The sequence below is a fragment of the Marinomonas communis genome, from assembly GCF_004363305.1.
GTDB lineage: Bacteria > Pseudomonadota > Gammaproteobacteria > Pseudomonadales > Marinomonadaceae > Marinomonas > Marinomonas communis.
The window spans coordinates 133,920-146,045 of the sequence record NZ_SNZA01000004.1 but is presented as its reverse complement, the minus strand read 5'-3'; the positions used below and the strand labels follow the sequence as shown (position 1 = coordinate 146,045).

14 protein-coding genes are annotated in these 12,126 nt (G+C 43.8%); 8 read left to right on the top strand and 6 right to left on the bottom strand.

Features of this window, described 5'->3' with window-relative positions; translation table 11 throughout:
- Positions 1–12: 12 nt before the first annotated feature.
- The gene (locus tag C8D85_RS12350; protein WP_133563170.1) at positions 13–225 is read right to left on the bottom strand and encodes a YgaP family membrane protein; all 213 of its coding nucleotides are present in this window, start codon (positions 223–225) and stop codon (positions 13–15) included.
- Between the two features lie 36 nt (positions 226–261).
- Positions 262–1,269: a GyrI-like domain-containing protein gene (locus C8D85_RS12345; protein ID WP_133563168.1), complete on the bottom strand. Its 1,008-nt coding sequence runs from the start codon at positions 1,267–1,269 to the stop codon at positions 262–264.
- Positions 1,270–1,416: 147 nt separating this feature from the next.
- Here C8D85_RS12345 and C8D85_RS12340 point away from each other — a divergent pair, with 147 nt between their 5' ends.
- Positions 1,417–2,079, top strand: a complete 663-nt coding sequence (locus C8D85_RS12340; protein WP_133563166.1) for a cytochrome b/b6 domain-containing protein — start codon at positions 1,417–1,419, stop codon at positions 2,077–2,079.
- A 31-nt stretch (positions 2,080–2,110) separates the two neighbouring features.
- Here the strand turns inward: C8D85_RS12340 and C8D85_RS18290 are convergent, their stop codons facing one another.
- Positions 2,111–2,548: a YebG family protein gene (locus tag C8D85_RS18290; protein ID WP_133563164.1), complete on the bottom strand. Its 438-nt coding sequence runs from the start codon at positions 2,546–2,548 to the stop codon at positions 2,111–2,113.
- A 124-nt stretch (positions 2,549–2,672) separates the two neighbouring features.
- Between C8D85_RS18290 and C8D85_RS12330 the strand changes: the two genes are divergently transcribed.
- The 5 genes from C8D85_RS12330 to C8D85_RS12310 all read left to right on the top strand — a co-directional run bounded on the left by C8D85_RS12330 (position 2,673) and on the right by C8D85_RS12310 (position 6,674).
- On the top strand, positions 2,673–3,527 hold the full coding sequence (locus C8D85_RS12330) for a mechanosensitive ion channel family protein (RefSeq protein ID WP_133563162.1): 855 nt from the start codon (positions 2,673–2,675) through the stop codon (positions 3,525–3,527).
- Between the two features lie 12 nt (positions 3,528–3,539).
- Positions 3,540–4,124 carry a DUF1439 domain-containing protein gene (locus tag C8D85_RS12325; protein ID WP_133563161.1) on the top strand — a complete coding sequence of 195 codons (585 nt, stop codon included), beginning with the start codon at positions 3,540–3,542 and terminating at the stop codon, positions 4,122–4,124.
- A gap of 57 nt (positions 4,125–4,181) precedes the next feature.
- Positions 4,182–4,661, top strand: coding sequence for an FKBP-type peptidyl-prolyl cis-trans isomerase (locus C8D85_RS12320; RefSeq protein ID WP_133563159.1), 480 nt, complete (start codon positions 4,182–4,184; stop codon positions 4,659–4,661).
- Between the two features lie 271 nt (positions 4,662–4,932).
- Complete coding sequence (locus C8D85_RS12315; RefSeq protein ID WP_133563156.1) at positions 4,933–5,301, top strand: hypothetical protein; 369 nt, start codon at positions 4,933–4,935, stop codon at positions 5,299–5,301.
- Complete coding sequence (locus C8D85_RS12310) at positions 5,298–6,674, top strand: class II fumarate hydratase (RefSeq protein WP_133563154.1); 1,377 nt, start codon at positions 5,298–5,300, stop codon at positions 6,672–6,674. Before C8D85_RS12315 ends, C8D85_RS12310 begins: the two co-directional genes overlap by 4 nt.
- Positions 6,675–6,766: 92 nt before the next feature.
- On the opposite strand, the gene C8D85_RS12305 is transcribed toward C8D85_RS12310, so the two are convergent.
- From C8D85_RS12305 to C8D85_RS12295, 3 genes are all read right to left on the bottom strand, one after another.
- Positions 6,767–8,116, bottom strand: a complete 1,350-nt coding sequence (locus C8D85_RS12305) for a PepSY-associated TM helix domain-containing protein (protein WP_133563152.1) — start codon at positions 8,114–8,116, stop codon at positions 6,767–6,769.
- Between the two features lie 58 nt (positions 8,117–8,174).
- Positions 8,175–8,552, bottom strand: a complete 378-nt coding sequence (locus C8D85_RS12300) for a DUF2946 family protein (protein WP_133563150.1) — start codon at positions 8,550–8,552, stop codon at positions 8,175–8,177.
- Between the two features lie 102 nt (positions 8,553–8,654).
- Positions 8,655–8,924, bottom strand: a complete 270-nt coding sequence (locus C8D85_RS12295; RefSeq protein WP_133563148.1) for a DUF3820 family protein — start codon at positions 8,922–8,924, stop codon at positions 8,655–8,657.
- A 619-nt stretch (positions 8,925–9,543) separates the two neighbouring features.
- On the opposite strand from C8D85_RS12295, the gene C8D85_RS12290 reads away from it, so the two are divergent.
- A complete protein-coding gene (locus tag C8D85_RS12290) occupies positions 9,544–10,098 on the top strand; it encodes a hypothetical protein (RefSeq protein WP_133563146.1) in 555 nt (184 codons plus the stop codon).
- Between the two features lie 172 nt (positions 10,099–10,270).
- The gene (locus C8D85_RS12285; RefSeq protein ID WP_133563144.1) at positions 10,271–12,058 is read left to right on the top strand and encodes an NACHT domain-containing protein; all 1,788 of its coding nucleotides are present in this window, start codon (positions 10,271–10,273) and stop codon (positions 12,056–12,058) included.
- The last annotated feature ends 68 nt before the right edge of the window (positions 12,059–12,126 follow it).

Here is a 12,126-nt window from a genome sequence, read left to right as displayed (position 1 = left end):
TGAAATGAAAACTTATTTGCTTCGTGTGTCTATATTGGCAATTGAATAAACTGGACACCACCCAGTGGCTAACGACACCAGATTGAGTGCACCAAAGATAAACAGCAAGATTTCGATCACCGGCTCTTCAAGGAAATCACCATTAAACAAGGCAAAGGCTATTACCACAACACCAATAATGCCTCTCAATGCACGGTCCCATGGGTGTAAGTTTGGTTTGATCATGATCCACTTCCTTAACGTTGATGCTTAAAACTTAATTTACAGGATTGGTAGGTATAAAACCGTAACAAATTGCAATGTATTGCTGGTTTCCCTTGGGGATACCTCGTAAACCTCAAGGCTAGTACGTCGGTTAGCTGGGCGCAGACCATGAATACGGCAATAGGTATGCAATGTATGCCAAGCCAACCAGAGGTGTTGATAGCTACCTTGGTATTTTAAGCTCATGTATTTGCCGACAAAAGTGAGTCGCTCAGGCTGAGCTTCGCAGGCACTCAAGCATTGAATCGGAATACCAAGTTTTCCTGTGAAATAGTGTTGGCGGATATCGGCGTCTTCATAAAGGGCAAAACTGGGACCTGCGGGACGATTTTCAGGTCCGAGGCTAATAATCAGATCCCTAAAACCTTGCTCCATTTGTACCGACATAGGGTGATCACTAACAATAAAAGGGCGAGTCACGGCATCAACATTCGGTAATTTATGACAACCGTTTTGTGTTAGCTGTACGTTAGCATCGCTCTCTGGAACCAGTTGGGCTTTCAGCCTCAGTAGCAACAAACGCATATCAGCATGAAGTGATTTTTGAAAGCGGCCGTGGACGATACGCTGCCACATGTTCAATTGGCTGCTGGCATGAAGTTGCATCATGCCTTGCTCTTCTTCCGTTGAAGTCCAAGTTATCTTGACCTGAATCGGAGCTGGATAAAAATAATCGCTGACGATTGAAAAAGACAGGCCATCCTTCAGGTCTAAACCAGTAACATGGCATGATATGGTTTTTAAATTAGGTCCTTTAAGGCGGATACTGGCTCCGATAGTCTCATTGCCTTGAGCTGGTGAGACTTGGACAGTCGTTTCATCATCGTAAAGACTCCAAGGTAGCCAACTGGACCAGAACTCAATCTCTTTAACCTTATCAATAAGGGCTTCAGGAGAATCAGAAAGCAAAAGAGAATGCTGTACGTAAACGTATTTCTGCGTAAACAGCAGGTACCCTACAGTTACGATTAGCAGGGCAAGACAAATCATTAGCCCGATGATCATGGTTTATGCTCCTTACTGTCATAACGACGGACAGAAGTGAAAGCCTTTTTAACATCACTGTCATGGATAAAAAGACGAACCTTATGGTCAGTATAGTGACAGATTGTGGTTTACATCAAAGATGGCGCGTCATAAAAGGAGAGGGAAATGGCAAACATCATGATTTGGGACTGGCCAGTTAGGCTACTCCACTGGTTGATGGTTTTATTATTTACAGGGTTAATCGTCACAGGCAAAGGTGATGGGGACTACATGGACTGGCATTTCTATATGGGCTATGGATTGTCAGCGGTGATCATTGCAAGAGTGCTGTATGGTGTGTTGGGATCTGAATATGCGCGCTTTAAACAGTTTTTATATCAGCCACAAACGGTCTTACGCTATGCAAAGGGATTATTAGTCGGTAATGCTAAACATTATTTGGGACACAATCCCGTAGGGGGGCTGATGGTCGTGGCTTTGTTGTTAGCACTGACATTACAATGGGGAAGCGGCCTATTTATCAGTGATGAAATTTTCCTATTTGGGCCTTTTTATGGCGTTATCTCCGATGATTGGACTGAGCAACTTGGTGCGATCCATCATAGTCTTCCTGATATTTTACTGATCCTAGTGGCGACTCATATCCTCGCTGTGCTGTATCACGAGATTCGCTTTAAAGAGCGCCTTGTTGCTGCGATGCTACATGGTAAGAAAGCCACCCATGAGCCAAGTGCTGCGTTGACAGTTAAAACGCCACGGATCGGTGTCATCGTATCTATGATTTTTGCTTTAGCTTGGCTAGGCTGGCTTTGGAGCATCCCTGTTTAAAGTATAACGAACTGTAGCGAAAGCGATGCCGTTAAGCGGCATCACTTTCGTTGTAGATATCGTCCTTGTTGTAATCGACATCATCGTTGGCACGATATTCTTCACTGTCATCGATGTAAGAGTTTTCATCTGGCTCTATGACCAACTCTTCTACTGATGACGCTTCCACTTCACTGGATGCTTGTGACTCGTTTTTAGAAGGAGGCGTAGCTTTTGATGTGGGTTTCTTAGCCGTTTTTTTGCGCTTGTTTCCCAATGCTTCCAATACGTCTTCTTTGTTTTCCGCTAAGAACATGGCTAGTTGGCTGATGTCATTAGCGTCGGATAGGGTACCGCTTTCTTGCAGTAGATCCTCTAGGTTTTCAGCCGTCTCCAGCAGTTTGTCATAATGGTCTGCTTCTGCTTTAGAGGAGAAGGTCATCTTTTCAACACCGTTTCGTTCAACAACATACTTAATTACGACAGGCATAAATCGCACCTCATTTAAAATACTGTATAAAAATACAGTATTTATTTTTGTCTTGTCCAGCATTTTATTTGGCTAACGCCACGGGGATTGGTAAAGTTGCGCCACTAAAATAAGGTTAAGAGTTATGTCTGATTTTGAATGGCCAGATGTCGATACGGCATTTATTACGGAGAATATTGAGTACTTTGCTACCTTGCTATGGTTGTTGAGTATTTTTGTTGTACGTCATTATGTTAAGCGTGCTTTAAGAGCAAATGAAAAGCTGGACGTGGACCGTAAACGTCGCCGTTTGAACACGGTGGATAATGTGTTCAATCTGGTCTCGTTTGTAGGTCTGATTTTGATTTGGTCAACGGAGTTGCAGAACATTGCGATCTCCATTGCCGCATTTATGGTGGCGTTGGTCATCGCCACGAAAGAGTTTATTTCATGTATTGTGGGGGCCTTTTATAAAGCCAGCACCCGTCCTTATCAGGTTGGAGATTGGGTGAAGATCGGGCATTTTGAAGGTGAAGTGACGGACAGTGACTGGCTGTCAACAACGCTGTTTGAAGTCGACTTTAAAGGTGGGAGTTATGCCTATACAGGGCGAACCACTGTGGTACCGAACAGTGTGTTACTGACTAACTCAGTGCAGAACTTAAACTACATGCGTCGTTATGTTGAACACAGTTTTTCGATTTCTAGACTGACTGATGACGTAAACCTGTTTGAAATCAAAGAGCCAATTCTGGCTAAAATACGTGAGTACAGTGAGCACTTTCACGAAGTTGCCATTCGTTATAACAGTCTGATAGAGAAACGACTCGATATCAAAATCGCAGGTCCGGAGCCCTCTGTTAGAGTGAAGACTACGGTGGAAGGCTACAATGTGTTTACGGTATCGCTATTTTGTCCGACCGATGAAGCGGCAGAGATCGAGCAAAAGGTTACGGAAGACTTTATGCGAATTTGGTATGAGAAAAAGCGTCAGCAGTAGGAGGCGCAGAAAATGTTAAAGCGTAAGTTATTAGGTTGGGTGACGATTGCATCAACGGTATTGTTAACCGGTTGTGCTGACATGAGCGTGACAGAGCAAGAGTTAAATCAGGAAGTTGCGCAAAGATTAAAGACCACTCAACCTGATGTCATTAAATTGACCCTAGAAGAGTCGACGCTCAATCTGGATCTGCTGATTAAGCAAGCCGATATCGACCTGACTGAGCGGGATGGCGGGTTAGTGATGGTGGACATGAAAACCGATATACGCGGTGTGCTGAATGTCTTTGGTCAGGAGATGACCATGAAAGCCGAGCTTGATCCATCATTTGAGTCAGGGCTACGTATTGAAGAAGATCGTATTTACTTAGTCGGCGCGAAATTGACTCAGGTAACCGTTCAGGGCTCCAGCATCAGCGATCAAATGTTGCGTAATACACTGGGATCACTGCATGATGAGTTCGAAAGTGCCTTGGCACGTTATTTCGATACGCATCCGGTCTATGTTCTGAACCACTCAGCGGTGGAAAAAGCGGCTGCTAAGATGGTGAAAAACATCGTGATCACCGACGATACCATTGAATTCATGATTTTTTAAATTTATCTTGCCGCTAATGATTCAACTGAGCGGCAGCTTTATTAATGAGGAAAACCTATGTCTATTTCAGACAACACAGTTGTGCAGTTTCACTACACTTTACGTGAAGGCGACACGTTAATCGAAACGTCTGCAGGAAGTGAGCCTTTGGCTTATTTACACGGCCACGGCAACATTATCCCAGGTTTGGAAAAGGCGATGGTTGGCAAAGCGGCTGGTGATGAGTTTGATGTAACGGTACCTTGTTCAGAAGGCTACGGTGAGCGTCAAGACGACAAAACTCAGCAGATCCCAGTAAAACATTTGCAAGGTGCTAAAAAGTGGAAGCCTGGCATGGTTGCAACGGTTCGCACCGATCAAGGCCTACGCCAAGTAACGATCGTAAAAGCAGGCTTGAAGCATGCTACAGTGGACTTAAACCATCCTCTTGCTGGCAAAGAGCTAACCTTCTCAGTACAAATTCTTGAGACGCGTGACGCAACAGAAGAAGAAATCGCACACGGCCATGCCCACGGTGTTGGTGGTCATCACCACTAAGATTTTCCCAGCTGCCGTTGCTAGACGGCAGCTGTCCCTTTCCGCTCTCTTATTTCTCTTTGTTTTCCCAGATTTAGTCTGTTCTTTTATTCCCAACAAAAGCTACTTCATCTTTACTAAAGCTTTATCCACTTCGCTATCGCGTGCCTGTACAGTGTTTCAGTATTGCCGACGATCAAGACTTGAAATTAAATGAGAATCATTACTTGACAATACTAACATCTGGTGTTTAATTGATAACTGTTATCATTTGCATCAAGAGGCTTGAGCTATGACGAATCACATTGTTCCGTTTTCGGTAATTGAGCAGACTATAAAACGTGGTGTGGCGTCAGATTCACCAAATGTTTTGTATCACTATTTAGACACCAGTGAGGCTTATGCTGAGCAGCTGGGGATCTCTGAATCTTACAATCTATACAAACGCGTCTATCAAGTTCTGCTTGAGACAGTGTGCGATGCGGCAGTACCAATGCACTGGCGTGAGCTTTGTTTAAATGCGATCAATCGCCCTTTGTTGCAGTTGAAGCGTTTTGTGATTACCGACCAAGACGCCGTTGAATACTTTCGGTTAGAACATGAATTGCGAGCATTGAGCCATTATTTCATGGCGGGGATGCCGTTTGGAGTGAAGCAATGAAAACTCGAATTGAAGCGGACAGCATGGGCCAACTAGAGGTACCAGAAGACGCTTTATACGGTGCGCAGACACAGCGCGCGATCAACAATTTCCCTATCAGTGGCCAGCCTCTGCCTGAGTCTTTTATTCGTGCCTTGATTCAATTGAAACAAGCCGCAGCGAGAGCCAATCAATCATTGGAATGTATTAGTTCAGACATGGCATCAGCCATTGATGGCGCTTGTTCAGAGTTACTTGAATCATCGGATTTGATGACGCATTTTCCTGTCGATGTATTTCAGACAGGATCAGGCACCAGCTCAAATATGAATGCCAATGAGGTCATTGCCACATTAGCGACGGCGAAATTAAATGATAAGGTTGGCGCGAACGACCATGTCAACTTTGGCCAAAGCAGCAACGATATTATCCCAAGTGCGATCCATGTCAGCGCAGCCATTGAAGTGACTAAGCGGTTGATCCCTGCTCTTGAGCACCTGACGCAAACCGTGCGCGAGAAAGGACAGTCACTACAAGGCTATACCAAAACGGGACGCACTCACTTGATGGATGCCATGCCCGTGCGTTTGGATCAAACCTTCAATGGTTGGGCGGCGCAACTGCAAGACAATATCGATAACTTGAAAGCCATCCTGCCTAAAGTGACCAAACTTGCTCAAGGTGGCACGGCGGTAGGAACGGGTATCAATGCTCACCCTGAATTTTCAGGCAAGATCTGCCAAGAGCTATCAGCCCTGACGAACGTTACCTTTGCGCCTGGTGACGACTTCTTTGCGCTGATCGGTTCCCAAGATACAGCTGTCGCGTTATCTGGGATCCTTAAAGCAACGGCAGTGACTTACATGAAGATCGCTAACGACCTACGTTGGATGAACTCAGGACCATTGGCGGGTCTAGGTGAGATCACTCTAGAGGCTCTTCAGCCAGGCTCTTCGATCATGCCAGGTAAAGTTAACCCAGTGATTCCAGAAGCTACAGCGATGGTTGCGGCACAAGTGATTGGCAACGATGCAGCCATTACCATTGGTGGTCAATCCGGAAACTTTGAGTTAAACGTAATGCTTCCTGTGATCGCTAGTAACTTGCTGAATAGCATTCAACTACTGAGCAACAGCGGTCATCTGTTGGCGGACAAAGCCATTGCCACGTTAACGGTTAATGAAGACAAGCTGAACGAAGCATTGGCGAAAAACCCAATTCTAGTGACAGCATTGAACCCGATTATTGGTTATCTAAAAGCCTCAGAGATCGCGAAAAAGGCGTACAAGGAAAAACGCCCAGTGATTGATGTGGCGGCAGAAGAAACCGACTTAACGCGTGAAGAGCTAGAAACCTTGCTGGATCCAGCCAAGCTGACCAAAGGTGGCTTATAAAAGCAGTGCAGTGAGTAAGTAAGTCCCATCAAGGAAGATGGGACTGGCTGGAGGACGCAAGCCCCTCCAGCCACCTTGCATTGGAATTGAAACTACGCCCAAACCTTACGAAGTCTAGGCATCGAAGCCAACACGAGTAAATCCAACAGTAAAATCACCACCATACCGATAGTTGCCATAGGGAAGAGCAGTGAGATGGGTAATAACATCCATACCGCATGCTTCCAGCGCTTTAGGTCTTTCGGTAACGGCGGTGCTGCCAAGGCTTTTGCTGGGCGGCGTTTCCACCACATCACAACACCAGACACACACAGCAGCATCACAGCCAAACAAAATAGTGTACAAGCGACCAAGTTCCAGACACCAAACTGCCCCATATGTAAGGCAATGCCGAACGCCATCGACTTGGCAAACCAGTTGTAATCCATAAAGCCAACATCAGCGATCACTGAACCAGAATAACGATCATAATGAACGGTACGGTCGTCTAAAGCATTATTGATATCACGTCCCATAGTGCTTGCCGTTGCGGTGAAAACCCCCGTCTCGCCTTTCGGAAAATGCACTTGAAAACGAGTAAAGCCCATTGCTTTAGCGTCTGCGACTACTCGATCTAGTGTAATCGTATCTTGGCCAAAGACTGGCGCCCCCGACTCCGGTAAAGGAGCTTGCTCAAGATTCCAAGGCACCTGCTTTAAGCCTTTTACGTTTAGATCCTCGTGGGTCAACGTTGACGAGACATTCTTAGCGCTTTGCTCAACAGGAAAAGTGCTCCAAGCTTGTACCATCTTACCACCCCATACACTTGCCCAAGCCAGTCCTGAGATGCAGAAAAACAGCAAAATAACCGCGACCCAAATCCCCACAACACTGTGCAGATCGCGCCATAAACTACGGCCTTTACCATTAATACGCGTAGCAGCTTTCCATAGAGATTGGCCAGATTGAGGCCACCACATATATACACCAGTCAGTATTAACAAAATGGTAAAACTTGTCGCGATCTCGATTAGCCAGTCACCGGTTAATCCCACCATAAAGGTACCGTGCGTATCATCCGCCCAAACATACCAAGAGTCAGTAATACTGATATCGCCGCTGATTTGTCCTGCGTATTGGTCAACAAACACGGAGCGAGTGTCATCACCGACCGCTACCTGAAAGCGTGTCGCATCGGTTGCATCATCTGAGACGTATAATCGCTTAATAGTACTATCGGGGTATTGGTCAGCGACCAGCTGGTAACGCTCTTCAAAGGAAATAGGGGAGTCAGTGACTTGCGAGACTTTGTACAAATCATCGTGCAACACTCGCTCGATGATCGGGTCAAAAATCATCACCAGGCCAGTAATGGCCAACATCATTAAAAATGGAACAACATACAAGCCAGCAAAAAAGTGCCAGCGCCAAACGGAACGGTAAAAGTCCTTCGTGCCAAACATTAGAAATCCTGCAACTAATCGGGCATAAAAATAAGATGCCCCAACAGTCGTCAGGGCATCATGCTAGTTTTTGATCTTCACTGAACGCAGGATTAAATGGTGGGGCGCGAGCTTGAACGGTACGTGGGGTAGCCGCCAGCACTTCTATAGTCGGCGCGAAACTGTAATCAAACGCCTTTGAGGGAGCATGGAACGCCAACGTAGTGGTGGCGATGTCCATAAAGAAATGGGTACAAGGACAAGAATGCGAACTGCTGTGCTGGCTCGCTTTGTCGTTATCTGAAGAGTCACTGCTGTAGACGTAATAGGACTCAACGCCAAGCGTGGTACAGATCTCGATCCGCTGCGCACCCGTTTGACCAATGCCATTCACCAGCGGTACAGCAAAGTACGCTAGCCAGCATAAAATCAAAAAGAAATGAGAACGGCGTTTCACAGTCAATACGAATCGAGTTTATTAAAAGTGGCGCAACTTTACGAAAGCTGCTCTAAATGAGCAAGCAATAACTGAAAGGCACTTGCTTCAAATCAGCAGCCATCAGTCCATCTCATCAAAGCGAATTTGAACCTTAGGCTGCTTCGGCTTCGGTGTCTCGGGCAGTTTCAACGGCTCAACGATCTTCTCTAAACCATTCACCTTAACCTCCAACGCCAACTGCAACCAACGACCTAACTTACCCTCCGGCCAGCCTTTATGATTAAACCACAGCAAATACTCCTCCGGCAGATCCACAATCAACCGACCCTCATACTTACCAAACGGCATCTTCTGACGCGCAATATCCAGCAAATCCTGCTTCTCAATCATAACCAACTACCTCCCAAAACAAGCCCCGCATACTACCACACAACCGCCTCGTAGGACCTCGCTGCGCGAGGGATCAGCCTGCAAACTAGGCAATCTTTCTAGGACATCAACGAGCAGCTCTGGCTTTTGTATGAGCGGGTTGCACCCGCGACCAAACTCGCAGTGCTACGATAAATCGAAATCCCAAAGTTGTACGACCTCGCTGTGCGAGGGATCAGTCTACAAACTAGGCAATCTCTAGGATGCTATTCATCAGCTTCGGTACTTACCAACCGCGTTAACAGCTGATCAAATATCCAGTTGATTTTTGGTTTGTTCAAGACGGTGCGTGTTTTTATGATTTTAATGCTATTCAGTTTCTTGCATTGTCATAGAAGCGCCTACAAAAGTGTATTAAGATCAATAATTAAGCAATACGACAGCTAGAATAACGTGCTGTGGACAAATGATATAACGCGCATGCTCGATTTTGTGTCTTGAGTTGTTATTGGATAAATTTAAAAAGTGTTGTTAAAACAGATTGTTAGAGGGAATTATTTAGGTTCTCTGGTACTGCGTAAACGAGCATGCGCACTATTAAAATGTTAGGCATACCAATAAAATTGTTACGGATTAATAAGTGGATTTTATTAATGTAAAACCAACGGATGCAAGTGCTCTTTGGCAGTTACAACTAGAGTTACTTGCTAAAGCGGAAAATCTATTTGGTAAGCGCGACCAGTCAAAAAAGATCTATCAACCATCTTGGGACCCTGAAGGACCACATATCAGATATACACCAACTAAAGATGGTGCTTTTGCGGAGTTAGGGGATAACGCAAAAAGTAATTGGAGATTGGCTGTTTACCATCTAGCTCATGAAACTGTGCATTTGCTTGATCAGCATGGTGGGCAACAAACTGTTTTGCTAGAGGAGGGCGCCGCAGTGAGGTTCTCATTGGATATGATGCGTATGTATGGCTTTGATATCACTGACCTGCCAGATGGTACTTCGTATCAAATAGCATTACGCTTATTCGATAGCTTGGGTGATAATCCTTATCAAATAGCAAAAAATTGTCGTTTGAGCTGTGGTGGTTTTAATGCAATCAATAGCTCTGTATTAAATAGTGAAAACCCCGACTTAAGTTCAGACGTCATTTCTCAATTATTATCAAAACCCAAAATGAGATAGCTTTTGAGTAAATGCCTAACAAACGCTTCAAGAGGGACTGTCAATGCGTGGCGTTTCCAGTCCCATTAAGCCTCAGTAGTTGCGTTTGTTGTGTTTGAGTTAAGTTGTAATGCGTTGCCCGCCCCTTAAGCGGACGTTAGGCTGTATAATTCTTAACTAACATGGAGTCGTTATGATTGAAGATATAATTAAGAAAGCAACAGGAGGCCTAGACGGGATAGTTGACGAGCTTGTCAAAGCTGCAAAAGGAAAAATAAAAGAGAAAGTATCTGAAGCCTTTGCTATCCAAAAGCTCGAATTCTTTAAGAATAACGTTAGTAGAATTGGGCAGGTTAAGACGATATTGAACCCTGATTCAATCGTCGACTTGAATGAAATATTTTTTGAAGAGGCTGTGCTCTTTAATGGGGAAAAGATAGACTCCTTTGGTCAGCTTGGTGGTAAGCATATTTTAGTGGAAGGAGGCCCAGGCCAAGGTAAGTCCCTGTATCTCAGAAAATTATGTATCCGAGAAGGTTCAGGTAGTGCTTTCATCCCAATTTTTATCGAATTTAGAAACTTAAAGTATGAGAAAAAGCTCAAAGACGAGCTAATGGATGCAATTTGTGATTTAGGTGTAAAACTAGATAATGCGCTTTTTGAATTCTTGGCTGAGTCTGGAAAAATAGTTTTATTCTTAGATGGCTTTGATGAAATACCAAATAATGAAAGATACAATGCAGCGAGAGAACTGGAAACAATTGTTAGAACTTATCCTGATTTAAGAATTGTTGTTTCTTCTAGGCCAGATTCAGGAATGGGATCTTCATTCTACTTTACAAAAAGAAAAATAAGTCCGATGCACATTGATACGCAGGTGAAGTTTGTAAATCACTTATATAAATCTGTAGATCAATCAAAAAACATAATAGATATTCTAACTAATAGCCACTTTATTTCCGATGTTACTACAACCCCTTTGCTATTGACTCTCTTTACTATCACTTATAATGCAAGGCAATTTAAGCCCGACAGCCTATCTGAATTTTATAGTTTGATCTTTCCTACTATGCTTTACAGGCATGACAGGATGAAAATAGGCTTTGAGAGAGAAAGGAAAGCCGGCCTAACTGATTACCAAATGCAAAGATTGTTTGATTCATTAAGTTTTTTATCACTAAATGAAAATAATACACGTTTTCCAACATACTTGTTTCAAAACTATTTAAACAATGCAGCAAAGCTTGAAAGGTTGCCTGACAATATTGAAGACCTTTTAATAGATGATATAACTACTATAACCGCATTGATTGTTCGTGATGGGTTTAACGAATATTCATTTACGCATAAAAGTATTCAAGAATATTTTGCAGCAATTTTTATCTCAAGGCTAAGCGAAGATAGAAAGCAGGGCTTTTATGGCATGGTTATCAATGAGTTTGATGAGTTTAGAAAATGGCAAAATACCTTAGCGTTCCTAGAGACCATAGATGAAAGAAATTATATAAAGTACTTCTTAGTGCCATACAAGAAGGAAGTATTATGCTTAGATTATAACTCTAACATAAATATAAATTATCAATCGTTAATGACGTTGATTGGCAGCGATTCTAGAGTAAGGGTCGATGAAACAGGTGATCTAAAAGAGTTTTACTGGGGTGACACCTCGTCTTCGGTTTTGTATGTCCGTTATTCTGAGTTTGCAAAGAAAGCAATTGGTCGCTACCTGGTCAGCAAGAAAAAAGATATTGCCGATTTCCTGTCATACTGTGATGAAAGAGATTACGTGAACTATCAAGAGCTGGATGGTGACTTTGCTATTGTTATAGATAAATTTATTAAAAGTAATAACTTTCAAAGAGAAGTTAGCAAATATATATCGAAAGAGTTTGAGAGAAGCCCATTTAAATCAGAAGTCCTAAATATGGAGTCTGAATTGTGTCTGTCAGATCAAATAACCGACAAAATATTACCCTTTTAAATATGCCTAACAAGCGCATGTTGTCGGACTGGTTTTCCGCTGCGCTACAAACCAGCCACAAATGCGGG